Below are 26,570 nucleotides of genomic sequence, written 5' to 3' on the forward strand. Positions count from 1 at the left end.
ACACACATCGTTACTCTGTGATGCCACTTAATTATTTCGGAGGTGAATATAAGTGATAACCATTACCATTTGCATTTAATTTACATTCTTTGCATTTGTTTGGCTATGTAAATATTCTCTAATGTGACATTTCTCATCCAAAAGACCCGCTATTAATAAAAGAGGCCGTCAGCCATCAAAGGGGAGGAGGCGCGATTGGCTACTGCTTGAACAACAAGGTCACGGCTAAGCCACCATTGGAGCGATTGGATGCAATCGCTTGGCCTCCCATCATGCGCATCGATTCTTTGACAATCGCCAGCCCAAGGCCGTATCCAGCGCGTTTTTTATCTCGAGAAACATCTAATCGAGTAAAGGGATCAAAAATATCCTGTAGCTTATCTGGGTGAATCCCCGCGCCGTTGTCGGCAATCGTCAGGGCTAAATAACGGTGTTTGTCGGTCAATTTGTTGGTCAGCGAGACCTCAATTGTGGCTGCCTCTCCGGCGTATTTAATTGCGTTAGTGACTAGGTTATTCAAACAGCGCAGCACTAAGGTGTCATCACATTGTGCTTTGGTTTGGCTTGCACGCGAGTCAAATGTTAAGCTCTGGTTCGCTTTTAAATCGAACTTACAACGCTCAATTGGGGGCGCGAGAAGCTCAGCTAAATCACGCCATTTCAGCTCGCTGTCATAGCGAGCGTTCTCTAAACGACTAAACTGCAAAATCTCATCAATTAAATGATTGAGCTCATTCGCTTGCTGCTCCATTTGCGTCACTAGGCGTTGTTCGCTGTCACTCACTCGCTTGCGCAGCAGATGCAATACTAAGTTTTGCCGCGCCAGTGGTGTACGTAGCTCATGAGAAACGTCACGAATCAGCCGACGCTGTTTTTTCGCCAACGAATGAATCTCGATGGTCATATGATCAAAATCTTGCGCTAGTTCATTAAACTCACGCGTATTGGATTTGAGTTCATTGACCACACTGACATTAAAGTCACCGTTAGATAATTTTTTACTCGCCTCTCGTAATCGGTCCAGTGGCTGTTGGAGCCGCCTTGCTAGCAACCAGGAAAAGAGCGCCAAAATAACAACCGCGATCACCACCTTTAATATCGAGAAGTAATAGATAAAGTCATGCGCCGGGTGCAATTGATGAGGAAGTTGGATCACTAAGTTGTTATTCTGCTCTAAAGGAATACTAATGATCGGTCGGCTGACTCTTCCCTCTAACGGCTGATCTAAGTCTCGTTTGAATTTGAGTTTGAATTCAAAGTGCGGATGCATCATTCGGTGGGTTAGCGGTTTTTGCTTTTGGTCTAAAACAAATAAGTAAAAACGCTGGGCGTTGGCCCAATCAGCTAACTCATCCATGTCACCATATTCTATCAACTGATTGGCTTGATCGGCCAAATCGAGCATTTCTACCTTGATACTCTCTGGCACTTTAAGCATCGCCTTGATCAAAGCTTGCTCGACCAATACCTGAACCAACAAAATACTGATAACAATGGCGGTCATGTAGCTAAAAAGCTGAAAAGCGAGGCTATCTTTGCGCTTAGCAATATAGGGTGGGCAGACCAATTTCATTAGCCTGCAAATGCCTCTTGGTAACTGTACCCTTTGCCACGAAACGTTTTGATATGTTGTTTCGATAAACCCGCTTCAACCAGCTTACGACGAATGTTGCTAATATGCATATCGAGGTTGCGATCATAAGGGCTGAGCTCTTTTTTAAGCACTTCTGTTTGCAACTCTGCCTTCGAGATCACCATACCTGGGCTTTTGACTAAGTAGCACAGCAGCTCTGCTTCCGTCCCCGTTAAGGGTAAACTCTCGAGTTGGTCACTGATATTTTGCACCGTGCTGCACATGGTTTGTCTATGGCGCTCTAGACCCACGCGGCGCAAAATCGCTTTAATCCGCATCAGAAGTTCAGCAACATTAAACGGTTTGCCGATATACTGGTCTGCCCCTGCTTGATAACCTTCTAGCATTGAGTTGTCATCATTAAGCGCCGTTAACATCAAAATCGGCGTGGCAAAACGCTGACAGATACGCCGAGCGACTTGCATACCATTTAAGTTTGGTAGCATCACGTCAAGCAATACCAGATCAACGGATGTTTTTTCCATGGTGTGCAATGCACTTTCGCCACAATGAACACAAGTGACGGTATACCCCTCTTCTTGCAATACCGTTTCTAACAATTGACATAACAGAGTGTCATCATCGACGACCAGCACTCGTGACATTATTTACTACCATAAAAATAAAAACGATTCGCATTCTAATCTTGATCGATAATTTAGACAACAGTGTTATCGATATCCAGCTCAATACGGTTATTTTTCCTGCATGAGTTGATGCGACGGGCGATCTCAGCTCAAAGTTTACGCTTGGCGTGTCTGTGTATACTGGTATTCAATAGAGTTATTGGTTAGCCTCTATTGCCGATCAGTACAACGACGATCAGATCATTCTCTGTGACTGGTTGGCAAGTAGCTATACAACAGCGGAATAAAAACACAACGGTGTAGAAATCAGACCACCTAGCCATTAACGGGTCATTTTCTTTACAAAAACCACCACAAACAATGCCATAGTAAAACTACCGAGAAATGCCTCACAAGCGGCGATAAACCGCGCCACCCCAACAGGAGAAATATCACCATAGCCCAGAGTGGTAAAGGTCACGACACTAAAATAGAGCGAGTTCAAAAACTCGAGTAGATAAAATTGCCAACCTGTCACGCCTTCATAGATAGGATGTGCCCCTGTGGTATCGAGAAAGAAATACGCCAAGGCGCAAACCACAATCAGGAAAATGGAAAAGCCGACCACACGCAACGGATCTTCCCCGTAGCCACAAAATAGGTCAACGAGCTTAGAAATGATTCGTTTGTTACTAAAGCGTGGCATTTGATAGCGACGATAGCGCATTTCACGCTTAAAAAAATCGCCCGCCATTTCAAACAGCCCTTGTTTTTCACACTGCTTACGAATATTACGACATACCTCTTCGGCTTCTTGGCATAACTGTAACGAGTGTTTCTTATCACGTTTACGTAGCGCCTGCTTAACCTCTAACTCTTGTTTAAGATGAATTCCCCACTCAATGTTCTCCAATTTAGCCCGAGCTAAGTCAGCGCCTAATAAGTTACATCCGTCTAACTTGGCACAATGAAGATTAGCCCCTATCAGGCGAGCTTTCATCATTGAAGAGCCACGTAAGTCTAAGCCAAAAAAGTGTGCGTCTTTAAGATTGGCACGATAGAAATCGGCGCCTCGACACTGGTATCCTGCTTTACAGCCACGGTTGACCAAATCGATATCTTCAAGCTCGGTTCTCGCCAACTGAAATCCGTCTAAAGGTTTACCTGCTGCGGCCCATTGCTCAACCTCGTCTTTAATCTTGTCATTGCTTTTGTCGACGTTGGGATCATGCCAGTAACACAGTCCTGACTCACCACTTGGTTGATCGCAGCACCAGCCATCAGGGTTTTGATAGCTGCATCGGCCTAGTTGAGATTCCATATGCGCTGCCCCTTACCGTTCCTGCCTAACGATGATATTGGGCAGAACTACTGATAAGTGTAGTGGCTGATAGTCGACGCGCCACGCTATTTATACATCAATCACTATCAACTTCTTGCTTAAGCCACTGCTTGAACAGTCGCGTGTATGGATCTTCAGTATGAGTGATGACAAAGTAACCTGCATTGGCGCTTATTGGCTCAAACGGCGCAACTAAACGCTGCTGCTCAATTTCACTCCCTAGCAAAGCCACTCGTGCTAAAGCGATACCAACCCCTGCTTCCGCCGCCGACATCGCCATATCGGTACGATTAAAAAAGTGGCCTTGATGGGTTGGAAAGTTGAACCGCTGCGCCGCAGACCAAAAGCGCCACTCTTGATCTTTCTGTGCGCCCTGCCACGGCATCATGTCATGCAGCAAGGTGACCTGATGCCACGCTTCACTGCCGTGTAAAATGTGCTGATGCTGGCTCAAGTACTCTTGGCTCATGACCGGCAGCAGGGACTCCTCTATCAATAGTTCAGCGTCGGGGTACTTGTAAGGCAGCGGACCATAATCAATTGCAAGATCAAAGTTACGCTTATCACTGTCAACCAATGCACCTTCTGCAATGGTATGAATTTGTACCTCTGGATATTGACGGTGAAATCTCTCTAATCTCGGCACCAGCCACTTAAACGCAAATGAGGGCGTTAGTTTCAAGCGTATTTGTTTGCGCTCCGACACTTGGGTTAATTGAAAAATATTGTCTTCGATCGCCACAATGTGATGACTGGTCGCCTCAACCAACTTGGTACCTTGCTCAGTCAAGCGCACACCACGCGCGTGACGTTCAAATACACTAAAACCTAACCGCTGTTCAATCTGTTGCAACTGCTGACTAATTGCACCTACTGTCAAGTTGAGGTCTTTAGCAGCACTGGTTAAGCTTTGATGGCGGGCAACGGTGCAGATCAAATTTACCCCATGTAACAACGCCGATTTCATTTTTAGCCTTTAGTTTTTCTAAACCCTACTATCAATTCTTATCGATTGTTAAATCAATGTAAACAGTCGATTCTTGGCAAAATTCAATCGTGTGAGAAGAAGACGTGGAAGTCGTTGTATTAGGAAGTGGCGTAGTGGGTTTAACCAGCGCCTGGTATTTATCACAAGCCGGTTTTAGCGTGACAGTGATTGATAGACAAGCGCGTGCAGCCAAAGAGACAAGCTTCGCCAACGCGGGTCAAATATCCTATGGTTACTCCTCACCTTGGGCTGCACCTGGTATTCCAGCCAAAGCGATTAAGTGGTTGTTTGAACAACACGCGCCACTAAAAATCAAACCATCGATGAGCTCAGAGCTGATGCAGTGGGCGGGAAAAATGCTGCTTAACTGTCAACTCGATAAATACCGCATTAACAAGGCGCGTATGTTAACCGTTGCCAATCGCAGTCGAGACTGTTTAGCCAAGTTAAATCAGCAATATCAGCTCGACTATCAAGGTCGTAGTCAGGGTACCTTGCAGATTTTTCGCACCGCCGCTCAACTCACTGCGGTCGAAAAAGACATCAAATTGCTCGAAGAGAGTGGTACGCGCTTTGAGTTAATGGATAGCAAGCAGTGTCTGGCTCAAGAGCCCGGATTACATCACATGCAAGGAGAGCTCGTCGGCGGGTTATATTTACCCGATGATCAGACCGGTGACTGTTACCTCTTTTGCCAACAGTTACAGCAAATGGCGCAGCAAGCAGGCGTTAAGTTTCTGTTTAACACCCATATCGATGCATTACTCACTGAGAAAAACCGCGTTGTCGGCATCACCACCAATCAGGGCACCATCAGCGGTGATCACTATGTTGTCGCGATGGGCAGTTATTCCAAACACCTCTTGGCGCCATTTGGCATCGATTTGCCGGTTTATCCAGTCAAGGGATACTCGCTAACCTTACCCGTGATTGATGAGCAACATGCACCAAATTCGACCATTATGGACGAGACCTACAAAGTCGCGGTCACACGCTTTAGTGAACGAATTCGCGTTGCAGGCACTGCTGAGCTAGCCGGATTTGATACTGCATTACCGGACAAACGCTTAGCGACACTCAATCATGTGGTTAGTCACTTGTTCCCACATGGGGTCGACTTTAGTCAGGCCGAGTACTGGAGCGGCTTTCGTCCGATGACGCCTGATGGCACGCCAATTATTGGCCAAACATCACTAGCAAACCTCTATACCAATACTGGTCACGGGACCTTGGGTTGGACGATGGCCTGTGGCTCGGCCGACATCTTAACCGAGATCATCGCCGCACAAGGTAAACAGACTCAGCCCGAGTTGAGTGTTGCCCGTTATGGCTAGGGCCTGTCAACGCTTCATCACACAAGCAGCTTTCACCATATAAAAAGCTAGGCTGCGCCAAATTGATAAAATAATCGACAGCGCAGTTTGGCAATGTTTTAAATATCCCCCCTACCAAAAGCAATATCCACGACATCTATATAGATGATAATTTTCATTAAGTAAGCTCAACCTCTCGCGATGATTTAACACTTTTTAAGCACTTTGTGTTCGACATCACGCTAATTAACATTGATAGATAAATAAATTAACATTTGCGTTACAGAAAGGGTAATATCCTGTTCAGAAAACAACCATTACAAACTAAAAACAGGGAAATACTTATGCAGTCATTCGTTGATTTTTTGAATGGAATCATCTGGAGCCCGGTACTGATTTATTTGTGCCTAGGCGCCGGTTTGTTTTATTCGGTCATGACTCGTTTCGTTCAAATCCGTCACTTTAGCGAAATGTGGCGCTTACTTCTTTCAGGCAAAAGTTCTTCTAAAGGCATCTCATCGTTCCAAGCGTTAGCCGTATCACTTTCAGGGCGTGTCGGTACTGGTAACATCGCGGGTGTCGCTGCTGCGATCGGCTTCGGTGGTCCGGGGGCAGTATTCTGGATGTGGGTGGTCGCCTTCTTTGGCGCTGCAACAGCCTACGCCGAGTCAACACTGGCACAAATCTATAAAGAAGAAGACAACGGAGAGTTCCGTGGTGGCCCTGCTTACTACATCGAAAAAGCGATGGGTCAGAAATGGTACGCATGGATCTTCGCCATTGCGACAATCTTCGCGTGTGGTTTCCTACTCCCTGGCGTTCAGTCAAATAGTATTGGTAATGCCGTTGAAGCGGCGTTTGGTTCTGGTGCAATGGTCGAAACAGCCATCGGCACGTTCAGCTTTGCTAAAATCCTAACCGGTACGATTATTTCTGTGATTCTGGCGTTCATCATCTTTGGTGGTGTCAAACGTATCGCAAACTTCACACAGATCGTTGTTCCTTTCATGGCATTGGCTTATATCATCACCGCTTTCGTTATCATTTTACTTAACATCGGTGAAGTACCACGCGTATTTGCCATGATTTTAGGTGATGCATTTACCCCGATGGCAGGTGTTGGTGCAGCAATCGGTTGGGGTGTGAAACGTGGTGTTTACTCAAACGAAGCTGGTCAAGGTACGGGGCCTCACGCCGCCGCGGCCGCGAACGTCGATCACCCAGCGCAGCAAGGCTTAGTTCAGTCGTTTTCAATCTACATTGATACGCTGCTAGTTTGTTCTGCAACCGCGTTTATGATCATCATCACGGGAGCGTACAACGTCCATGGCGCTGAAGGGTTCCTAGTGCAAAACATTGCCACTGACATTGCTGCAAACGGCCCAGTATTTACCCAAATGGCGATTGAAAGTACGTTGCCTGGCATTGGTAAGCCATTTATCGCAATTGCGCTGTTCTTCTTCGCTTTCACTACCATCTTAGCTTACTACTACATTGCAGAAACTAACGTGGCCTACATTCGTCGTACTGTGAAAGTGAATGGTGTAATGTTCCTACTAAAGATCGCGCTGATTGCTGTCGTCTTCTACGGTACCGTTAAAACGGCTAATCTTGCGTGGGCATTAGGTGATGTAGGTGTTGGCCTGATGGCTTGGCTCAACATCGTCGGTATTTTGATTATCTTCTTTATGTCTAAACCTGCGTTGAAAGCGTTAAGAGACTATGAAGAACAACAGAAACAAGGCGTCACAGAATATACCTTTAACCCGGTCAAACTGGGCATCAAAGGCGCTGACTACTGGGAAGACAAATATCGTCGTAAGACAGGAAAAGAGCCGCAAGCAGAAGCGGTAGACACCAAACCTGTTGAACAACCGTCAACTTAATCTAAATAATCTCGCTTGAGAAAGCAGTGGTAAAAAAAGGGGTTAGCCAGTGGCTAACCCCTTTATCATTCCTGTTTCCCATCGTTCTGTATTGGTATTTCAGGCAAATACCAATACCAATACCAATACCAATACCAAATATTGTCTTTACGCCGCGACTTGTTCTAGTCCAACCTGTTCAGCCGATTTCTTCTCACCAATCGGCAAAATGGTGCGGCCGTATTCGTTATTTAGTACTTGAGCCATCGCAAAATAGATCGCGCTCGCACCACAGAAGATACCTTCAAAACCGGCAATCGTGCCAATCAACTCACTACCGGTAAAATCACGTGCAGCGAGTAGGAAGAATAAGATGGTCAGTGAGCCAAACACCACTTGTTTCGCCACAGGGTAGCAAAGAGATCCAATAAACATAAAGCCCGTGAATACACCCCAAAGCAATAGGTACCAACCCATAAAGCTTGCCGGACTTGCTGGCAACCCCATGTATGGCATAACAATTAGACCCACAAGTGTCAGCCAAAACAGACCGTACGAAGTAAACGCCGTGGTACCAAACGTATCACCACGCTTAAAGCACATCATGCCAACCAACACTTGGCTTAGACCACCATAGAAAATACCCATTGCTAGGATCATAGAATCAATGGGGAAAAAACCTGCATTATGGATGTTAAGCAGGATGGTTGTCATACCGAAACCCATCAGGCCAAGTGGAGCTGGGTTTGCCAGTTTTGTTGACATTTTGCACACCTTTAAAAAAAGTTAATAAAAATTACGCGCGAATTTTAATCCCGTTCAATAAAAAAGCCAGAGGAAAACAGTGCAATCTAAGATTGCGCAAATAAGTCACAAACCACAGCGGCGAGTTCATTGACTCGCCGCTGTGTTACTTGGTCGCTTAGATTATGGTGAATTGGTCCTCTATTGGCATGATATTTCATCCCAAAACCAGTTTGACTGGATTGGAGACTCCCACACACCTGGGCCGTTTTTGGCCACAAAACACTTGCCTTGATAAGTGACTTTATCGCCATTGGCCACTTGGGACGTTCCTGGCTGCCACTGGATAAAAGTATCGGGTACGGGCGTTGGATCTGGGGTCGGAGTTGGGTCAGGGTCAGGGTCAGGCTCTGGATCTGGGGTCGGCGTTGGCTCTGGAGTCGTTGGAGTCCCCGATACAAGCTCCCATGGTCCACCTTGTGAAGGATCATCACCTTGTGTCCACCATTTTGCCTGATAGGTTGCGCCATTATGCGTCACTTGCTCACCCGAGTTATACACTTTATTGATATCCCAACCATTCCCACCGGGATCGGTTCCTGGGTCTACAGGGTCAAGCTGCTCAACCACTCGTACTTCAGGCCAGCTTGAGTGTGAACCATAAAGGTTAGTCACACATTTTTCGTAATCACCTGCCATCAAGGCTGAGTAAGCCGTTTGAAAACCAACCAGTTCACACTCAAATGAGTACCCCCCTGGGCGATCAGCATAGTACTTCCAGTTACCATCCCAATTGGTGTACAGCACGTCTGTTGCGCCATTTAAGTTCAAACTTCCGTAAGGCGTTTGCTGCCAACACGTGCTCTTTTCGTCTGTTTCAAGCGGGATTTGATAGTGATTAGATAAGCCTTGCCAATAACGAATGCGGTTAACTGGCTGACCTTTATCTTTGTTTTGTTCACCACACTCAATGCCACCGTTAATGATATTAATGGTGGTACCAAACCCATAACCGATACCTGCATCAATCTCTCGTTGAGAGGGAGTCCAAGTTTTATCGATCACATGCAGCATGGCTGGTTTAGGGGCTTGCGGGGTGAGAAAAAACCAAATCGCGGAGGCCAGATTCAACCAAGAGTCAGCCACCAGCCCTGGATTGTTGAGTAACACTGATGCGTCACCGTCAAACATGACTTCTGAGAATGCGCCGTAGTTAAAATGGTAAGAAAGTTGTTTGGCACCGCGGCCAAAATAGCCTTGTCCGACGGCACACGGCCACTTTTTATTTTGCCAATCATTCTGACCACACCCTGTGGTATAGCCTTCTTGTCCTTCTGACCAACCCATTTCACGCACGTGAACTAATGCTTGTTGCCACTCTTCTAGTCCGAGTGGGTTATCGGACGTGTTATCTATCGCGATATGCCCCCCTGTCTCTTGAGCGAAGTGAGCAAATGCCGTCACGATAGAACGTTTACAAATAGCATCTGAATCTCGTCCATCTGTGTATTCAGCACAGAAGGCCGGAAATTTACCGATAGCACGTAAAAATCGTGTATACGTGTATTCTGGCGCCGCCATATGGGTCAGAAAATCCCATTCAGCTTGAGGAAAAACACGCTCAGCACGTTTGACGTTGTCAGGGTTAGACATAAGCCCAGCATCAATGGCTTCAACCACAGTGTTAGGCGCAGTGCGCAGCGCCTGAGACCAAATTTGGTACATCGGATCAGCCGTTTTCTGCAGCTCTGCGGCCTCGATATCGCTGCGTGCAACAACATAACCGGTTGGATTATCTGGGTCTGGCTGAATGTTCATTGCAGCCCAAGTGGGAGTCGTGGCCAAAATAGCCAATGCCGTGAGGTAACGTGTTTTGTTCATCGAACCCATCCTTGTGTGAATAACTTGCGTGAATAGCTCACTCAAGATTAGAAAAGTCCGAGCCTTGCTGCACGTGAAGTCTCTGTCACCAAAGTCAAGTTGCGAGGCAGTGTTCAATTACAACAAAAGCCGTCACTCTGCGTTAACTAAAACTGTCTAATCGATTCAAAAAATCAATTCAAACAAACGTTGTCACTGCCTATGGATTGTCAGCTCACAGAGTCATTACCGTACCGTAATACAGTTAAACTCGGCGACAACAAAACGAAAAAACTAGCCCGAGAGCTAGTTTTTGTTAACGTTTCATGGTCAATCGAGAGTGGTTATTCCCACTCGAATATCAACGGGAACAAAATACATCGAAATAACAGCTATTTAGAAACACCACCTTTCCCGATACCATCATCTATACCATGCGCAGAATTTTTTTGATTTTTTGCGTCTCGTCGGCGTTTGAGTTCTGCTTTGGCCCAAGCTGAGGATTCTTGCATATCACGACGAAGCTCTTGTATCTCTTCAACACTAAGCCGTCGCGGACCCGAGGTAATTCTATCCATCGTGTACCTCCAACTTGTCGCAATACATTTTAAAACGCATCAAAACATGAGTTACCAGCAAGAAACCTTGGTGATATTTTTAGATTATTTTTCATACACATCTTGAAAGCCATCAATACTGCCCAAAGATTATACAACGAGGAATAACCTCGTTAAATAAAAGGATCAAATCATGGGTTTGAAACCAGGACCAAAACCAATAGCCAAGTCGACTGGTAAACCAGATCAACGTCGACGTGACAACAAAAAAACTCCAGGAAACACTCCGGGACTAAAGCCGAGTAAGTCCTCGAACAAGTAACGCTACCTCAATGTCGAGTCAGAGTTTGTCGTTCTGACTCTTGTTGCTAAAACCCATAACACGCCTTTCCTCAAAACCAGTGAATAACATGTACTCAGTCAATTGAGCAAATTGCAATTGACCTCAATTTTCTAATGCCTTTACTATACAACAAGTCACTGTTGGGCAGGAGGACAAAATGATTGAGCAATTAAGCAAAGTTACCTATCCCAGCCTCTTTATTGATATAGGAACTAGCCGTATTCCAAAATCGTTTGATGACGATGGAAATATCAGAGATATACAAATACTAGAGTGCATTATGAGTTACATCGAGAGTTCCAAAAGCGAGCCTCAACAATCGAATGTAACCTACTTTGATATCCAAGACAGCGCAGAACCTATGAGGGAATTCATCACCACCTTTAACAAGTATACAGAGTCATCCTGTATAATTGTTGCACATAACGCTGAAACAGATATCAAGCTCATACAGGGAATGGCAACTCGCTTAGGTATGGAGATTACTTCAGATATCAAAACATATTGCACTATGCTGAATGGGGTTCCTTACTCGAAAACCCATGTGTATCGAGGTGGAAAGAAAGTCAAAAAGTACCCGCATCTTCAAGAGCTATACAGAAACCTAACGGGTTATGACTATGGAAAAGGAGACATTATTGATGACTTGATGATGTGTTTTGAATGCTATAAATGCCTCGAAGAAAGAGAAATGGAGGCATAACGTAGACTATTCAGGACGAAATCAGCTTTTCAAGCACAGGATTGATTTCAGACGAGACAGAATCTTCAACGTATTTATGTCTACCTCTCAATCTACATCCATCACTAGCTCAAAGTAATACAACGAAGAGAGCTATGCCTTGTGAACGCTGGCCGGACTAATGTCTACTATTTAATATATATACAACTAACTAATGAGTGTGTACCTCGTTATTTTTAAATCAAAGGAGAAACTAGTTGGCTTGGATAGAAGAGTACCTTAAAGATTACACTAAGCAACGAGATAAACTATTCAAAGAACGTTGGTTTACAGCAAAAAGTTGGTTTGCTCGTTCTAAAGAATCCACTAAGTATCAAGAACTTGAAAACCTGTTAAGTATCGAGAAAGATTTTAACTCTAAGTGGCTGAAAAATTTAAGGCATGCCATTGTTAGGTATAAATTGAAAGAAGATGATATAGCAGAAGCAAAGTTGCTCATAGATACCCATATATCCAAACATAAAGAGCGAGACTTTTTCCTAATTATTGTTGGTGTCTTGTTCGCTGCTTCTATAAAAGTCTTGGGGAATGACATCCTTTTTAGTTCATCTGTTGTTCTCACAGCTCTTTTTCTTGGCTATGAGCGCTTGTTTGGTAGTACAACAAAAAATAGCTTAGAAGAGTTTAAAGCGATACTAGATATTGCATCAAAACAAGAAGATAATAAGTAGCCATGATTTAGGAATACTGTATTAATCTCCTTTCTGATAGATGATAACATTTGTAAATTCGGGCTAGTACTCCATCACCGGCCCATTAAATTTCTACTCAGATTACAATGAAAATATTAGAATTATCAAACCTAAGATGAATTACTACACCTAATTCAATACTAACCTTTTAACTCTAATTTATCCTTCCATAATTGAGTTCTCATGTCGACTTTCTCTGCTCCTATATTAGCAACTGCCTCAATATCTTCCGAGGAACTATCTGGAGAGATAACGTAGTAGCTTTCAATAGGCATTTTTGAAAAGTGTTTTTTGTATTTAGACAACCAAGTCAGTTTACTTGCAAAAAAGATAATTTTGTCTGCAAGATAAGTTCGCATCATGACAGATGGCATGAACTCTTTTTTATCAAATTCTACAGTTGGATTACCAATTGAAACCAAGTTAGGTTTCAAATCCATTCGAGTACGTGACAGCTTTTTAGCTGATTCATAAATTCCTGAGGGTAAGCCACAACCACAAACAAGACCTTGTTCAGCAAACTCAAACGCTAGTTTTTTTTCAAACGCCGTTGCCCCAAACAAAACACTACGCTTACCTTGCAGGCAAGACTCAATAAACTTTCTTATCGATAGTATTTCTTCATCTGTAGGTTTGCTACTACAAATTAATGAGTAGTCGTACTGAACACTCTCTTTCTCTATTGGATAAAAAAACAGATCTTTACTGGTGTATTTTTTTAAGTTTAATGGATATTCGAATGAGGTAGTTTTTATAACTTTAATTCCAACACTGCGAAGAAGAGGTTCACAGTCGTCAAACTTATACTTTTTTTGAGCAACATTCAATGAATCAGCAGGCTCAAATACGTATATGTGAGCAGGTGAATCCTGAAGCCGTAAACTGATCATCGAACTAACTTTAGCCCAATCCAATTGGCCATGCCCACAGCCTAACGCGGGAAGAGTGACAATCTTTCCAGGTTTATCTTCAAGGTACGTTGAAAGCCATTTTAGTCCATCATCAATATATTGATATTCCGATGGTTTTCTCCAATGATCTTTAGTGGGGAAGTTAATAATCTCTATTTCTTTAGAGATCATATCTCTTTGAATCCAGACGGAAGGAGCACCTGGTCGAATACTGCCTGAACGACACTTCTCGACATAGTCATCAAACATTTCAGGATATCTTTTCTTAAAAGCGAGTGCGACACCAGCTCCCATCACACCAACGCAGTTCACGGTGTTCACCATAATATCTGCATCAAACTCAAAAAAATCTCCAGAAACGAACTCTATCATAAAATATTACCTTGCAATCTTTGGAGTACCTCATTTCTTAAGTCATCAATTCCATCAGAAACCTGTTCCAACCAAGTTTGATTTAAAGAAGCAATATCAGCCTTACTGAGAGCCACTAACATATTGATGTCTTCAGGAGAGGTCACTATATCGAACAACTGACTTTTGTTCCTCCCTTTCGCCACGATTTCGCCCAATAAATCATCATATGTAACGAGCATTATAACTTTTCGAACAAGATCAGCAGTTAAAACTGGTAAATCCTCTGTCAAAATTCGTTTTAACATAGGCAAGGATCTTACGGGGTGCTCACCATCAGCCTTATCCATAAAATTATTGTTCCAACGAGTCATCGGCCCTTTGCCTATATCGTGTAGGTAGGCACTAATCTCTAAGATTTCACGATGAGTCTCGTCTAACTGTATGTATTCAGGCGAGTTAACTACAAGGCCTGCTACTCGTCGGCTATGAGAACCAACATCTTCACAATGAGGTCCGTAATTCGCACCTAGTCCATCGATTTCTTCAAGCTCTTTGATTGCGACGAAACTAGCTCGGATAGCTGTTAATGCATCACTTATAGTCTGGAACTTGGGTAGGTTTTGGCGTTGAAATGAGACCACATAAGAAACAGCATCATCAAAATTGCGCTTTAGAAAGTAAGGTCCCGTAACTAAAGATTGAGTCCAGTTCCCTGGCTCACAGTAATAATGTTCCCCTCCGGCCTCACGCACATTTGGAGCAGCAATTCCTTTATCCTGAAAAATCTGTCTCACACAATCCGAAATACTACGATTCCATGTAATAATCTGATTAATCTCACAAAGGGGAACGTGATCAGGCAGTAAAAGCTCAGCCATCTTTCGATGTCTATGCTCGTCGTCGGTATAACTCCACCCATTGTTATCTATCGTTTGCCAATCTAGTAAATCAAGTTGATCAGATTGGTTGTTTCCGGAAAAGAAAGTTGGAGGTATTACTGTGTTTGCTGATGCGTTTGTGAAGTATGCACCGGGCCTTGTCTCCAGTGATAAAATAGATACCGAAAGGTAGATAATAAATTGTTGATCAACATTCTTTTTGTGAAGAACTGCCAGTTGCATCGGCGTCTTCTTGGCGAAGTAAAATGGTACATAGTCATGAACACAACGGCCCACTACACCGGGTATTTGCATTTGAGCCCGACGCCTCTGTATACCTTCTTCGGCAACATTTACATGTTCTATGCCACGGGCAATTTTCTGATTAGTCGAAAAAATCCCGTTATCTATTATTGATTCAAGATTTTCTATCGACGTAAAGTGATACGCATTACGATGTCTATGATGTTGAAGAACTGCCATTCGCCTCTCCCTTGGCAAGTTATCAATAAAAGCTTACTAACTCTATGGTTAAAAAGTTTTGAACACAAGCCACTGGTTCACAATTTAAACAGCAATACCATTTTCATTGGATCATTAATTCTCTGATTCTCATGGAACAAGGAAATAATTACCTTCAACTTGAAAAGTATCCCGATACTATGCCAGTTATCATATATAACCTCTCTGACAAGTAGTATGTGAAAATGTGGGCCTGAGTACCATCACCGGCCCGTGTGCTTTCTAACTATTTGCGTCGGCCAAACGGCCAGCGTCTCATTTTGTCGATTTGATCGACCGATCTCGTCATGTCCTTGTAAGCACGCCCGGCCAACCTGTTTTGGAATACCTCCATTTTGTCGGCAATGGCTTTCATCTTCGGGCCGTGTCCGGTGTTGTGCAGCCACTGCCCCAAAAAATAGAAGGCCAGCATCACAATGAACATCACTGCGAAGAAACCAAATACCTCCGCAAGGTTTTGGGGTGGAAAGTTAAACTCCATAATCAGTAATCCTTATCTAGTTAGGCCATGCGGCCTTTTTTAACAAAGCTGGCAATCTCACTATTTCGTTCCTGTTGACGTTCCTGGGCATATGAAACGTAGTCCTCAACATCGAAGGTGTGCTTTTCCGGATCGCGCTCTTGCCATTCTGCGTGTGCTTGACGGGCTTCTTCCTGGTCCTCACTGGATAGGTCATCAAAGCCGCCGGTTTGATTCATCCAGCCAGTGCCGCCACCGCCTAAGCTATCGTTGTCAAATGCAGGGGAAGCGTCGTCAGTCGCCCTCCTTATCGTCATCATTCCCGTTATATTTCGTACTGTTTCGGATCGAACTGGCTAGACGACCTCCGGTAGTGCCGCTGATTCTATCCCCGGCCATATCACCCATTCCCTTCATCAAATTCGCACCGGTATCCGCTGCAATACGCCCCGCTTTTACAGCGCTACCTTTAAAGCCGCCGCCAGAAGATTGACCGGAAGCTTGAGAGAAGGAGCCAGCTTCGTCAGAATCGCCGCCACCGCTAAATGCTCCGCCCAGGCTCGACATAACGTCAGTATTGTTCGCTACGTTCTCACCTGCTTTTGCAAATGCAGCCTGAATAGCAGACGCACCGCCGGCGGTAGCCATTGCTGCACCGGTAGCCATACCACCAGTGGCAACAGCCGCTCCGGCCATCGCTCCGGCCATCGCTCCGGCACTGATACTGCCTGCACCTGCCCCCGCGCCGCCTCCAGGAACCAGGCTGGCGACCACATTGGGAGCCGAGTGAATAAGCATCACGAGAACCAGTGAAACTACAAAGATCACCAGCAGTTCACGCATAGGGGCATCATTGGATAGATCGGCATAGAAACCGTCCATGATCGACATGGCAATGCCAATGAGCAACGTCATTGTCATCAACTTCAAAGCAACGCCCAATACGCTTTTGAAGTAGTTGATTGCTATATCTGAAGTCCAGCGCGAACCACCAAAACCCAGCACGAAGACACCGGCATAGATCAATATCCAAGCCGTCACCAAGGCCAACAACACATTGGCCGCCACTACCGCCATACATGCTAAAATTGCCAGCGTGATTAAGAAGATAGACAAGTTATCTATCGGGCTTGTGATGCTGTAGGACTCACCAGCTTTCACAATAATGTCGAACGCAATACTAATAGGCTCTGACGGGGTTAGGTCTCTCGGAAGGCCACCGGCTTGAGCACCGATCATTCTCAACGAGTCGATGATTGACGTCGCAAAGTCTGGGCCGTTTCTGAGCAACCAGAGAAAGAAACCAAACGTCAGGATGAAGCGCACGAACTCGGCAAAGAACTCCCTTATATCCGCTTGTTTAAGGATTAAGGTCCCGCCAGTCCAAACAAGGGATATAGTACCCAGCGTCCAGAACAGCCAGGCGGCATAGTTTGTAATTACCGTGCCCCAAGTAGCACTGGCCGTCATGAAACGCACGGCCACTTCATCCAAGACACCATTAGGCTCAATGGCCGCTGACGCAGTTTGCGAAGTCAGTACAACTGCTAGGAGCATCACAAGTCGAATGAATATCTTGCTCATGATTAGAACCCCTTGTTCTTGGAGCGATCCGTGGGTTCGCCCATATCCCAAAGACAGTTCCCTTCCTCCCTCTGCTCTTTCGTCAGGTTCGGGTTGTCACAGTTGATCGTTGCAGGGTTTGGCCCGTCATCTTCACCGCACCCCACCAGAACAAAAGAGGCCAACGCGCTAACGATAAAAAGTCGGGTGATTTTCTTCATGATTAAAACCCCCTGTTTTCTGAACGGTCGGTTGGCTCGCCCATATCGAACAACCTTTCACGAGACGCTTGATATTGAGCTTCGCGGTCAGCATCCGCCTGCATTCGAGTGCCAACGGCATTCTGCTGGGCAATCAACAGGCTTCGGATTTGCAGGAGCTGGTTGGCCTGGTTGCTAGCGAGCTGGTTAGCGTAACCAATGGCGGCCAGTTGGCCGTCCGCGCCTTGGGCGGCAGATTGCAGACGCTGGAGCTGTCGAGCGTCGGCCTGCAAGTTGTCTTGCTGCTGCTCCAGGCCCTTAAACAGCGCGTCGTTGGCCTTCTTCTGCGATTCAGATGCCAAGCGGCGGTTCTCGGCCATAGCGACCCGTTCGGCATCGCTGCATCCCGCCGACGAGAAACAAGGCGAGCTGCGGTAATAGGCCACGTCCTGGAACTTGCCTAGGTAAGCATCGAGGCTACCAAGCTGGTTTTGGTAATAGGCGAGTGTGTTGGTCGCCTGGTTCAGATCGTTGATGGTGCGCTGCGCCTGGTCCCAAATATAAGAAGCCGGGGCCATCGAGTTTTGCAGCATATTTTCGTACTGCTGCAACTGGGTTTGATACTGCTGAATTTGTTTAGCAGTCTGTGTAACAGCTTCCATTGCCGACATGATGTTCTGAACTAGATTCGTACCATCAGCAACCGGAATCCCCGCATATACAGGATTAGAAAGGTTTAACGCCAAGGAGATGGCAAGCACGGGAATTTTAGCCGCTAAAATTTTTCGTTTTAGCATGATCATTTACTCTTAGTTGTTATGACTAAAAGTTGCATTCACCAACCTGTAGGGCTCGCTCCCTACTCCTGCCGTTACCAGCGGTGAATGTGGGCCTGTACAGAGCTAGCTCGCCACTTACTATCTCGGCGCCCGACCAGCGCGACACCGTTAAACGCGCGGTCAAATAGGGTTAAACATCGGTGTCATTACCAACCGAAGCGGTTAGGGCTTCCGTCGATTCCTTTGCCATCACATCAACGTGATCGGCTCTTATGTTGTCGTTTCGCTTTTTTAGCTGCCTGCTCAGCTTGCAGCTTGGCTTTACGCTGCTCTAATGCTGGCATGACCACCGCTTTTTCAGTTACAGGGGCTGACTGAATAGCTAAAACCTCTAACTGAGATAGATTCTGCAACCGGCCACGGCGTGAAGGTGGCACTTTGCCAATCGGTAACACACCAGGCTTATCTGACCGTTTGGCCTTTTTGCTCTGGGCTATTAATGCCTGACGGCGACGCTCTAGCCCTGGGTCGGCAAACTTTATAGACAGGTTGCCATCTACTGCCGCCTTGATCACTCGCGCCTTGAACTCAGGCGAGCCATTCACGGTAATACGATCACCGTAACGCTCCATTGCTACCTTTAGCGCAGCTAAAACACTGGTTTGGTTGGAAGCCGTCGACACTTGTAGACGCTCACCATCATCACGCACAGCACTGTTACCTGCTCGATAAATAATGGTGCCTTTTTTCGTAATCGTATCGACCGTTGCTTTGAGCTCTGCCTGAACTGCATCCCCGTTCAGTGTGTTGCCTTTAAGCTTTTGTGCAGACTCTCGGCTACGTAGCGCTTTGAGGGCTTCGCTATCTCCCTGCAATGCTTGGCTTTTTAACCAATCCGCCCAGGCTTGGCGTTTATTGCTTTGATATATCGTTTGCCGTTGCTCTTGGTAACGCTTGTGAATACGCTCAAGCTCGCTTTTCAATGCATCGCTGGCCTGTTTGTACAAAAGCTTCTTAGTAAGCTTATTGCTACCGGTCAACTTAATCGCTGCGCGACGGCCACGCCCTTTCCTCTTGGCGTTATCAATCTGTCGATCTTTATCACGACGAGCCTGTTCAAGGGCTTGCGTTTTACTCTCTGCGGCATGTTTCTGCTCTGCTTGATAACGGGCATATAGCTCGGTGGTATTCACCTTCAAGCGAACAGGTCGGTGTGTATATTGGCGGCTCGGCTTAACAGAATCCGATGCAGTCGCTTCAAAGGGACCAAGGCGCGCTTCGAGTTTGGGTTTAGAAAACTCACGTCCTAAGGTGCTTGCTTTGATGATCGCTTCACCGTCGGCAACGATCACTAGACCATTTCCTCTGGTTCTTAACTGCAAACCATTGTCCTGCATGACCTGGTGCAACGCCTGCCAGCTATTGGCTGATTTAATCTCGTCCATGCATTCGCGCTTCACCCAACCCACTAAGCTTTCAATACCCGAATGCCGCTCCATATCCATGGCACGCGATTCGGCCCCGCGCTTGCGCGGTATGTGATTATCCTGCTGCAAACCAAAATCCTGCTCGATGGCCTCGCACATTTCCGCTAGCTTTTTATGTGGGTAATAAGGCTCATGGATTGTGTTACGCGTAGGATGAATTTTATTGATCGCGATATGGATATGTTGATTGTCCGTATCGTTGTGCACAGCACTGACACGCTGATGCTCGCCATAGCCCAAGCCTTGGCAAAGGCGCTCTTCTATCGCGGATAAAGTATGCGCTTCTAACTGTTCACCATTAGGAAAGCTCACTATGAGGTGGTAGGTTTTATCACTCTTTGCTCGGGTGTTCGCAAACTGAGTCGCCAACACCTCACTGATCGCATCGCGCACGGTTTCCGCTTCACAGTTATTTAAACGAACGCTACCAAGTCGATGTTCTTTGCTCTGGTGATCGGTGATGTAATTCACCAAGCCTGCAAAGTCAGATTTCCCCTGAGAACGCATCGGTACATGCTTGGCGATCATTGGTCCGCCCTCGGGCGAAGAATAGACTCCATAAGTGAACTCATTTGATCTTGCGTCGCCTCGATACGATTAAGCACTGCCAAGATCGTATTGGCCCCAACATGTGCCACCTTGGCATCATTACTAAGCCATAACTTCAGCAATCCACCCAGACGTCCTAAGTCACCATTAACCCGCACTAACTCGCGTACATGCTCTGCTTCGGTAATTCCCTGGATACGATAGCCTTGGCCGACTTCGCGCAAATAGGTCGAAGCACTGAGCCCAGCCTGTGCTGACATGGATTCGATCAGCGCACGCTCTTCCGGTAGGCAATAGACCTTAATCGGAGGACTATTCTTTCTCGTCGTCTTATTTGTGTTGTTCTCCATCTGTGTATCCTCTCTCAGGCCCCGCAGGGCAGGATCAACGTTGAGTGCCGAAGGTGCGAATAAGTCATAAGTGAAGAGGCTTCGCCATGCTTGCATGGAGGGCCTACTTCACACATCCTGCCCGCATTTCAACTTTGGTTTTATCACGGAAAGTTATGCATGCCCTTGTGCATTTCTCTGTATTTAACTGTTTATTCCTGTGTAAACCTGTTTAACCGATAAGTCCGCCACTTATCACGGTATGACACCGCACTTATAGTGATTTAATAGCGCTAAAATAGCGGTCTTATAGTGATTTATCTGTATTGGCTTTACTCAATATCACGACACAGAAAAACACAGCTTTCCTACACTTTCCGCTCTAGGCTAAATTCAAAGCCTTCGTGTTTAACTGCCCCTCAAGTGTCAATGAATGTTTAGACGCCAAGGAGAAAAATAAAAAATGCTTTATTTTCATTAAGTTAAAAATAAATAACTTCCAAAAAAATGATTTCATTGACAGTTTTAAGCCATTTATTTTTATCAATCTTATCCACAATATCTGTTTGCTTAACTACAGGTTAATTTTTATATAGGTATACCTACAGGAAAGTACTATAGGGGGTTCTACAACCACCTGTTATTAAAAAGATTTTTAGCACTTCGCGGGACAGAACATGCGCACTCCGGGACAGAACATGCGTAAGCCGGGACAGAACATGCGCAAAATACCCCCTTTAAAGCGGGACAGAACATGCGTGGATAACTTTCTAAATACCCAGGCTTAATAACATCAAGAATGGTGCGTACATAATGTTTCATGCCGCTCACTCTACCTCTTTGTCCGTCGAGGTACTTGCGGAGCACTTGGTTTCAAAAGCAATCCTTTTTCGGTTGAAGTAGCATCTAGCTCTGGCCATGCATATTGAACCTTTTTAAGCCCGTCGAGAAACCGTTTTCTGAAATCTCGATGCCCCTGAGAAGTATTAGGATAATTGGCTCCTATTTGGTCCATTAGCCCTTCCCAAGGAATGACTGTTGAACGTTTTAAATAGCTGACTCGGTATGTTGCCCAGCAATATATATCGAGAGCCATAGGAGAACGCTTAATCAACCGTAATACCCTCATATCTAGAGGAACTGGTTTATCTGTTATCAGTTGAAAAAACTTTGGCGACAGATCTACCCAAGAGCCCCATAATGAATTTTGATCTGGATGCTTTGTGCTCCACCATATATGTGAAACATCCGCTACTCTGGCACCAATCTCATCCTCAGAAATATATTCATCACCTTCATTATGTTCCGTAAACATAACGCTAATGGTGGTTTTAAAAAGTTTGCTCATCTGCTCACGCAAACGCGAAATAGAACCATCTTTCCCCCCAGTTCCCGATAACCCTAGTTCGGCCATAAAGCTTCTCTGAGAATTCCCTAATTCAAGCCTACGCGCCTCTGTCTCACCGATATAACCCTTATCCAATCTGGACTTGTTTCTTACTGCTTGAGTGGTCATCCAAACCAGAAGCAAACGTGCATAGCAACCGTAAGGCAAACCTACAGATGAGGGGGCCATCATGTGCATTGTGAAATTACCATTCTTCCGACTCCACTCATTCGATTCTGGCTTACTGTGCGGTATGGTTGCTTGAATCAGAAGCCGAGCAATAAAACCGAGTTCATTAGCCTCCTGAGCACTGCACTCCTGGATTGCTATGATGTTGTCTATATATTTCGTGCTTAGATCTAGTTTACCGCTGGCACCCGAGGCACTTTTTTGCCGAGTAGTTCCCCTAGCCTGAACATCCGTTACATCTTTAAGCGTCATGTGAACTCAGACTTACCAAATAAAACCAGGTCTTGCGGCTTTTAACGCAGACCTGCGCTTTTCTTCTATCCAGTTCTCCACTTCAGCTAGGTCCCAAGCAACACTTCGGCTGGTCAGAACAATACGACGAGGAAACTCACCACGCTGTTCCAGGTTATAGATGGTTCGATCAGACAAAGGGATCATGCTGAGTAAGGTTTTGCGATTTATCAGCGTTTTGTTTGTCATTGATGGATTCATACCCCTCTCCTTTTCAACATTCTTGGGTTGATAATGCCAGGAGCTGCCTGTAGATTAGGCTAATCATTGGACAAAAAAGTTGGATATGAAAATATTTGAAACTGAGATCGATGCGTCAGAACGACTAGGTCCGTTTTATATTCCTGTATGGGAGAATTCTGACAACTCTGTGGCAAATGCCATTCGAATTTTTAGGGAGAAATGGCATTCATACTCGGAAGAGTCTAGAAGCCACAACATCATAAACTTGATTAAACAGGTGATTGATCCCGTGGTATCGGAATACTTGAGTAGCCTTCCAAACCAGTATTTGTCCTTTTGCCCCATCTCAAGAGAAAAGTGTAACTATAGTGACCTCATCAAGTTGAGAGGTTTTCGTTATACAGCCGACCAAATTCATTTTTATTTACGCGACTTTGTTGGCAAGAGTTCCCATACAGAGCAAGACATACTGTTCATATCGACTCAAGATATGCTCAAATCATTGTTTATGATTTGTGAAGGAAAGAAACCTAATAGATCAAAACTAGCGCCTGATATCAGTTTAAAGTCGGATAAAAAAACACGACTGTGTGCCTTGTGTGGAAGCCCAACAGCGTTTTCACAGTTCATGCATACATGGACGAAACACGGATATATTGAGAGAGAAAACAATGATCGTGACAATGATGAAAAAGACGGAAAGAAAAAGCGACCGGATCTGAGTACGAATTACTGTCTAAACCATCGTCCCAAGCTTCATGATGGTTCTTGGAATTCTCTGTATAAGCAAGCCAGACGCTCTGCAGAACAATTTGAGCAAGAAGTCTTGAGATTACGACGCCAAATCGCGCATCCAGACCGACATAACGCTAAGTCCGGAGATAGATTAATTGATGAGTACTTTTACCACTTCATGCTGGACTCTTCACTGGACCCAACTAATGTGCCCGAACTGCGCAACTTAGCCCGAAAGATGGTAGATTCTCGGCTAACGGACAATAAAAAACGCATGCTGGTTCTTCGTAAACAGAACCGCTCTAATAAACAAATTGGTATATTGCTGGGTGAAATCACTGGTAAGCCGTTGTCAAATCAAGCTGTTTCTAAAGCTTTAAGCACGGTACGCAAAGAGTTTCGTTATGTCATGCTAAATGAAATTGATTAATATTCGAAATCAAAAGTTGAGGAATTATCTTCTCACGTTACCTGTTCATAAAGAACCACATGCTTATGAAACGGTAAATTTCTCCATTCTTATCAGATTAAGCACATGATACTATCTAGCTAATTAAAATAGATTAAACGAACAAAAAATGACCAAAATAAATACTGAAACCGAAACTGTTGTTAAAAAAATACTTCCTTACCTAAAACGAAGAGGTTATGACCTTGTTGATGATCTGGATTTCGAAACGGGTGTTTCTGTTACTGATCGCTATACCAAAGGATACATAGACATACTTGTTACTTGTGGTAAAAAGAAGCCTGTATTTCTAATAGAAGCAAAAAAAATATCTAAAAAGTTAACAGCTAAAGATAGAGATCAGGCTATTGCATATGCAACATCAAAAGAAGTAAATGTCCCATTCGTTGTTGTAACGAATGGTATTGATATTCAATGTTTCAACTCAGCTAACAAAAATAGAATATTATGGGATGGAAATGTACAAGATAAAATCCCAACAAAGGAGCAACTCAAAAAGGTAGTTACTACTCTTAAAGCAAATCCTCATGAAACTATTATAAAAATATCTAATGATGTGAGTTTGCCATTTCGTCCAGGGCTTGCACTGCGCCAGCTTAATTCAATGTTTTACAAATGTCATAGTGCAATTCGAAAGATTGAAAAAAATGAAGAGAATGCGTTTTCAGACTTCTCGAAGTTATTATTTTTAAAATTATTAGAAGAGAAAGAAGATCTAGAAGAAGATTTTAAACTCCCTTATTCATATAGATTTCATGAATTAGCATTAAAACCAGCTAGTGAAGCAGATCAAGTAAAAGATTCTATCCTTAGCATGATAAAACAAATCGTTGATGAAAGAGCATACGGTGAAGTTTTACAAGATAAAATAAAACTTAAAAACCCTAAAACATTTCAATATATCGTAAAAGAGCTTTCTTCTGTTTCTTTTTGTGACTGTAGTCTTGATTCAAAAGGGGCTTCATTTGAATATTTTGTTCGAGCAACATTGAAAGGGAAGAAACTAGGTCAGTACTTTACACCACGAGAGTTAGTACAAGCGATGCTGGCTATCGTTGGTCAGAAAAAAATTGTTAATGCTGTTATTTCTGGAACCGGAATAAAAATTCTAGATCCAGCCTGTGGTACAGGAGGTTTCTTAGTATTTTTAATGCAAGATACCTTACAGAAAGTCACAGAAATGTATAATTCTAGAGAAATAAATGCCACTACTTTCCAGCGCTCTCGAAAAGCGATTAAAGAAGAGATATTTTTCGGCTCAGATGCAAATGATGGTGTTGCTGCATCGGCTAAAATGAATATGATAATTGCAGGCGATGGCCACACAAATATTCAACATGAAGATAGCCTTAGCAGAAATGCAAAAAACTGGAGTGTGGACAAAGCTGACTGTGATTTAATCCTAACTAATCCACCATTTGGTACTTCGGAAACAGACTCTCTAACCAATGAGGATTGGGAACAATTCGATATTAGAAGTGGGAAAGGCCAGCATCTTTTCTTACAGAAAATGGTTTTATCTTTAAAACCCGGCTCAGGAGAGTTTTGTACTGTAATTGATGAAGGTGTATTAAATAATGAAAACTCGGCACCATTAAGAAAGTGGTTAATGCAACAATGCCGCCTTATTGGTGTTTTTAATCTTCCAAATGAAACTTTTAAGCCTAATAAAATAAATGTCAAATCAAGCTTGCTATATTTTGAACGTAGAGCTCAACCAGACACTGACTTTGAAGACAATTATAAAGTTACTGTATGCAAAGTTGATTCACTAGGCTATCAAGGTTCGGGAGATAAAATAAGAGGCTTCAAACTAAACGAATTTTTAGAACAATTAGCTAAAGAAGTATTTAACCACGATAAGTCCAGTCATAGAAATGGTTATTGTTGGGAAGCATTTGATATTGATTCAAAAGACATCGTTAATGATTCAACATGTAGATTTGATTTTAAATACTGGAATACTGAAACACGGAATAAAATCGAAGAAATTTATAAAGAACATAAAACTAAAGTCTCAGACATAAATACTATTATAACCTCAAGAGGCAAAAGCCCGTCAGCCGATAATTATGTTGATGAAGAGGAAGGTTATGCGGTTGTTATAAAGTCAGGAAGTAATATTAGTAAGCAAGGAACAATCATTCTTGACGGCGCTGACTGGATAGAAAAGTCGGTGTATGACGATTTTCTAGATCAAGCCGCAACCGCAGGCGAAAATCGGAATCTAATTAAAAAAGGGGATGTGTTACTGTCATCAACAGGCGATGGAACACTCGGAAAAGCTGCCGTATTTGATTTAGATATACCAGCAATAGCTGATGGGCATGTAACTATAATCCGTGTGGACAAAAAGAAAATTGACCCTTACTATCTGTGTGATTACTTGAGAGCAGGTTTCGGAGCAATTCAAGTTGAAAGGTTTTACACAGGCTCTACAGGAATGATTGAACTAACAACAGACCAAGTTGATGCTATTGTTATAGATTTGAGAGAAAATATTAAAGAACAAAGAGCATTATCAAAGCAAGTTAGACAATTAGAGAAAAAGTACTTAAATACATTACAGGGCGCAGATCTTATAAAAGAACAAGCGGGTAATGTACTGATGGATATATAAATCAGAATTCAGGGGGAAT

Annotated in this window: 24 protein-coding genes; 6 read left to right on the plus strand and 18 right to left on the minus strand. The window is 44.2% G+C overall.

The window, feature by feature from the left end; genetic code table 11:
- Positions 1–199: 199 nt before the first annotated feature.
- The 4 genes from CDZ87_RS06900 to CDZ87_RS06915 form a co-directional block, all read right to left on the minus strand.
- Positions 200–1,573, minus strand: coding sequence for a sensor histidine kinase (locus CDZ87_RS06900; RefSeq protein WP_100752826.1), 1,374 nt, complete (start codon positions 1,571–1,573; stop codon positions 200–202).
- On the minus strand, positions 1,573–2,238 hold the full coding sequence (locus tag CDZ87_RS06905; protein WP_100752827.1) for a response regulator transcription factor: 666 nt from the start codon (positions 2,236–2,238) through the stop codon (positions 1,573–1,575). The genes CDZ87_RS06900 and CDZ87_RS06905 overlap by 1 nt, the downstream gene beginning before the upstream one ends.
- Positions 2,239–2,542: 304 nt before the next feature.
- Positions 2,543–3,520 carry an ion channel gene (locus CDZ87_RS06910; protein ID WP_100752828.1) on the minus strand — a complete coding sequence of 326 codons (978 nt, stop codon included), beginning with the start codon at positions 3,518–3,520 and terminating at the stop codon, positions 2,543–2,545.
- 97 nt (positions 3,521–3,617) lie between these two features.
- Positions 3,618–4,508 carry a LysR substrate-binding domain-containing protein gene (locus CDZ87_RS06915; protein WP_100752829.1) on the minus strand — a complete coding sequence of 297 codons (891 nt, stop codon included), beginning with the start codon at positions 4,506–4,508 and terminating at the stop codon, positions 3,618–3,620.
- Positions 4,509–4,612: 104 nt separating this feature from the next.
- Between CDZ87_RS06915 and CDZ87_RS06920 the strand changes: the two genes are divergently transcribed.
- Together CDZ87_RS06920 and CDZ87_RS06925 are read left to right on the plus strand one after the other, a co-directional pair.
- Positions 4,613–5,863, plus strand: coding sequence for a D-amino acid dehydrogenase (locus CDZ87_RS06920; protein WP_100752830.1), 1,251 nt, complete (start codon positions 4,613–4,615; stop codon positions 5,861–5,863).
- A 323-nt stretch (positions 5,864–6,186) separates the two neighbouring features.
- Positions 6,187–7,728 carry an alanine/glycine:cation symporter family protein gene (locus CDZ87_RS06925; RefSeq protein WP_100752832.1) on the plus strand — a complete coding sequence of 514 codons (1,542 nt, stop codon included), beginning with the start codon at positions 6,187–6,189 and terminating at the stop codon, positions 7,726–7,728.
- 147 nt (positions 7,729–7,875) lie between these two features.
- Here the strand turns inward: CDZ87_RS06925 and CDZ87_RS06930 are convergent, their stop codons facing one another.
- The 3 genes from CDZ87_RS06930 to CDZ87_RS06940 all read right to left on the minus strand — a co-directional run bounded on the left by CDZ87_RS06930 (position 7,876) and on the right by CDZ87_RS06940 (position 10,889).
- The gene (locus tag CDZ87_RS06930) at positions 7,876–8,472 is read right to left on the minus strand and encodes an acetate uptake transporter (protein ID WP_100752833.1); all 597 of its coding nucleotides are present in this window, start codon (positions 8,470–8,472) and stop codon (positions 7,876–7,878) included.
- Between the two features lie 180 nt (positions 8,473–8,652).
- The gene (locus tag CDZ87_RS06935) at positions 8,653–10,332 is read right to left on the minus strand and encodes a glycoside hydrolase family 19 protein (RefSeq protein WP_100752834.1); all 1,680 of its coding nucleotides are present in this window, start codon (positions 10,330–10,332) and stop codon (positions 8,653–8,655) included.
- 371 nt (positions 10,333–10,703) lie between these two features.
- Positions 10,704–10,889: a hypothetical protein gene (locus CDZ87_RS06940; RefSeq protein ID WP_069503147.1), complete on the minus strand. Its 186-nt coding sequence runs from the start codon at positions 10,887–10,889 to the stop codon at positions 10,704–10,706.
- Between the two features lie 479 nt (positions 10,890–11,368).
- Here CDZ87_RS06940 and CDZ87_RS06945 point away from each other — a divergent pair, with 479 nt between their 5' ends.
- Positions 11,369–11,914 (plus strand): PolC-type DNA polymerase III domain-containing protein, encoded by a 546-nt coding sequence (locus tag CDZ87_RS06945; RefSeq protein WP_069503145.1) that lies wholly within the window; start codon positions 11,369–11,371, stop codon positions 11,912–11,914.
- 236 nt (positions 11,915–12,150) lie between these two features.
- Complete coding sequence (locus CDZ87_RS06950) at positions 12,151–12,624, plus strand: hypothetical protein (protein WP_069503143.1); 474 nt, start codon at positions 12,151–12,153, stop codon at positions 12,622–12,624.
- Between the two features lie 161 nt (positions 12,625–12,785).
- Here the strand turns inward: CDZ87_RS06950 and darG are convergent, their stop codons facing one another.
- The 11 genes from darG to CDZ87_RS07005 form a co-directional block, all read right to left on the minus strand.
- The gene (gene darG, locus CDZ87_RS06955) at positions 12,786–13,928 is read right to left on the minus strand and encodes a type II toxin-antitoxin system antitoxin DNA ADP-ribosyl glycohydrolase DarG (RefSeq protein ID WP_069503141.1); all 1,143 of its coding nucleotides are present in this window, start codon (positions 13,926–13,928) and stop codon (positions 12,786–12,788) included.
- Positions 13,925–15,271 (minus strand): DarT ssDNA thymidine ADP-ribosyltransferase family protein, encoded by a 1,347-nt coding sequence (locus CDZ87_RS06960; RefSeq protein WP_069503140.1) that lies wholly within the window; start codon positions 15,269–15,271, stop codon positions 13,925–13,927. The genes darG and CDZ87_RS06960 overlap by 4 nt, the downstream gene beginning before the upstream one ends.
- 265 nt (positions 15,272–15,536) lie before the next feature.
- On the minus strand, positions 15,537–15,791 hold the full coding sequence (locus tag CDZ87_RS06965) for a hypothetical protein (protein ID WP_027696797.1): 255 nt from the start codon (positions 15,789–15,791) through the stop codon (positions 15,537–15,539).
- 20 nt (positions 15,792–15,811) lie between these two features.
- Positions 15,812–16,009, minus strand: coding sequence for a hypothetical protein (locus CDZ87_RS17325; RefSeq protein WP_027696796.1), 198 nt, complete (start codon positions 16,007–16,009; stop codon positions 15,812–15,814).
- A gap of 55 nt (positions 16,010–16,064) precedes the next feature.
- Complete coding sequence (gene trbL, locus CDZ87_RS06975; RefSeq protein WP_100752835.1) at positions 16,065–17,354, minus strand: P-type conjugative transfer protein TrbL; 1,290 nt, start codon at positions 17,352–17,354, stop codon at positions 16,065–16,067.
- A 2-nt stretch (positions 17,355–17,356) separates the two neighbouring features.
- A complete protein-coding gene (locus CDZ87_RS06980; RefSeq protein ID WP_089071806.1) occupies positions 17,357–17,554 on the minus strand; it encodes a hypothetical protein in 198 nt (65 codons plus the stop codon).
- Positions 17,555–17,556: 2 nt separating this feature from the next.
- Entirely contained in the window at positions 17,557–18,330 is a 774-nt protein-coding gene (gene trbJ / locus CDZ87_RS06985) for a P-type conjugative transfer protein TrbJ (protein ID WP_100752940.1), read from the minus strand.
- Positions 18,331–18,566: 236 nt separating this feature from the next.
- Positions 18,567–20,327, minus strand: coding sequence for a TraI/MobA(P) family conjugative relaxase (gene traI / locus CDZ87_RS06990; RefSeq protein ID WP_000560767.1), 1,761 nt, complete (start codon positions 20,325–20,327; stop codon positions 18,567–18,569).
- A complete protein-coding gene (gene traJ / locus CDZ87_RS06995) occupies positions 20,324–20,794 on the minus strand; it encodes a conjugal transfer transcriptional regulator TraJ (protein ID WP_001149534.1) in 471 nt (156 codons plus the stop codon). Before traJ ends, traI begins: the two co-directional genes overlap by 4 nt.
- Positions 20,795–21,509: 715 nt before the next feature.
- Positions 21,510–22,505, minus strand: a complete 996-nt coding sequence (locus tag CDZ87_RS07000; RefSeq protein ID WP_100752837.1) for a replication protein RepA — start codon at positions 22,503–22,505, stop codon at positions 21,510–21,512.
- Positions 22,506–22,517: 12 nt separating this feature from the next.
- The gene (locus CDZ87_RS07005; RefSeq protein WP_001069954.1) at positions 22,518–22,745 is read right to left on the minus strand and encodes a helix-turn-helix transcriptional regulator; all 228 of its coding nucleotides are present in this window, start codon (positions 22,743–22,745) and stop codon (positions 22,518–22,520) included.
- An 85-nt stretch (positions 22,746–22,830) separates the two neighbouring features.
- Here CDZ87_RS07005 and CDZ87_RS07010 point away from each other — a divergent pair, with 85 nt between their 5' ends.
- Together CDZ87_RS07010 and CDZ87_RS07015 are read left to right on the plus strand one after the other, a co-directional pair.
- Positions 22,831–23,892 (plus strand): transcriptional regulator, encoded by a 1,062-nt coding sequence (locus CDZ87_RS07010; protein WP_100752839.1) that lies wholly within the window; start codon positions 22,831–22,833, stop codon positions 23,890–23,892.
- Positions 23,893–24,040: 148 nt separating this feature from the next.
- Complete coding sequence (locus CDZ87_RS07015) at positions 24,041–26,551, plus strand: N-6 DNA methylase (RefSeq protein ID WP_100752840.1); 2,511 nt, start codon at positions 24,041–24,043, stop codon at positions 26,549–26,551.
- Positions 26,552–26,570 lie beyond the last annotated feature (19 nt).

The sequence above is a fragment of the Vibrio salilacus genome (genome assembly GCF_002811245.1).
Classification (GTDB): Bacteria; Pseudomonadota; Gammaproteobacteria; order Enterobacterales; family Vibrionaceae; genus Vibrio; species Vibrio salilacus.

Bases quoted from the DNA above. Each gene is read 5' to 3' on its own strand.
- CDZ87_RS06900 (WP_100752826.1), bottom strand. From the start codon at position 1,573: ATGAAATTGGTCTGCCCACCCTATATTGCTAAGCGCAAAGATAGCCTC.
- CDZ87_RS06905 (WP_100752827.1), bottom strand. From the start codon at position 2,238: ATGTCACGAGTGCTGGTCGTCGATGATGACACTCTGTTATGTCAATTG.
- CDZ87_RS06910 (WP_100752828.1), bottom strand. From the start codon at position 3,520: ATGGAATCTCAACTAGGCCGATGCAGCTATCAAAACCCTGATGGCTGG.
- CDZ87_RS06915 (WP_100752829.1), bottom strand. From the start codon at position 4,508: ATGAAATCGGCGTTGTTACATGGGGTAAATTTGATCTGCACCGTTGCC.
- CDZ87_RS06925 (WP_100752832.1), top strand. From the start codon at position 6,187: ATGCAGTCATTCGTTGATTTTTTGAATGGAATCATCTGGAGCCCGGTA.
- CDZ87_RS06930 (WP_100752833.1), bottom strand. From the start codon at position 8,472: ATGTCAACAAAACTGGCAAACCCAGCTCCACTTGGCCTGATGGGTTTC.
- CDZ87_RS06935 (WP_100752834.1), bottom strand. From the start codon at position 10,332: ATGAACAAAACACGTTACCTCACGGCATTGGCTATTTTGGCCACGACT.
- CDZ87_RS06940 (WP_069503147.1), bottom strand. From the start codon at position 10,889: ATGGATAGAATTACCTCGGGTCCGCGACGGCTTAGTGTTGAAGAGATA.
- CDZ87_RS06945 (WP_069503145.1), top strand. From the start codon at position 11,369: ATGATTGAGCAATTAAGCAAAGTTACCTATCCCAGCCTCTTTATTGAT.
- darG (WP_069503141.1), bottom strand. From the start codon at position 13,928: ATGATAGAGTTCGTTTCTGGAGATTTTTTTGAGTTTGATGCAGATATT.
- CDZ87_RS06960 (WP_069503140.1), bottom strand. From the start codon at position 15,271: ATGGCAGTTCTTCAACATCATAGACATCGTAATGCGTATCACTTTACG.
- CDZ87_RS06965 (WP_027696797.1), bottom strand. From the start codon at position 15,791: ATGGAGTTTAACTTTCCACCCCAAAACCTTGCGGAGGTATTTGGTTTC.
- CDZ87_RS17325 (WP_027696796.1), bottom strand. From the start codon at position 16,009: ATGAATCAAACCGGCGGCTTTGATGACCTATCCAGTGAGGACCAGGAA.
- trbL (WP_100752835.1), bottom strand. From the start codon at position 17,354: ATGAGCAAGATATTCATTCGACTTGTGATGCTCCTAGCAGTTGTACTG.
- CDZ87_RS06980 (WP_089071806.1), bottom strand. From the start codon at position 17,554: ATGAAGAAAATCACCCGACTTTTTATCGTTAGCGCGTTGGCCTCTTTT.
- trbJ (WP_100752940.1), bottom strand. From the start codon at position 18,330: ATGCTAAAACGAAAAATTTTAGCGGCTAAAATTCCCGTGCTTGCCATC.
- traI (WP_000560767.1), bottom strand. From the start codon at position 20,327: ATGATCGCCAAGCATGTACCGATGCGTTCTCAGGGGAAATCTGACTTT.
- traJ (WP_001149534.1), bottom strand. From the start codon at position 20,794: ATGCAAGCATGGCGAAGCCTCTTCACTTATGACTTATTCGCACCTTCG.
- CDZ87_RS07000 (WP_100752837.1), bottom strand. From the start codon at position 22,505: ATGACGCTTAAAGATGTAACGGATGTTCAGGCTAGGGGAACTACTCGG.
- CDZ87_RS07005 (WP_001069954.1), bottom strand. From the start codon at position 22,745: ATGAATCCATCAATGACAAACAAAACGCTGATAAATCGCAAAACCTTA.
- CDZ87_RS07010 (WP_100752839.1), top strand. From the start codon at position 22,831: ATGAAAATATTTGAAACTGAGATCGATGCGTCAGAACGACTAGGTCCG.
- CDZ87_RS07015 (WP_100752840.1), top strand. From the start codon at position 24,041: ATGACCAAAATAAATACTGAAACCGAAACTGTTGTTAAAAAAATACTT.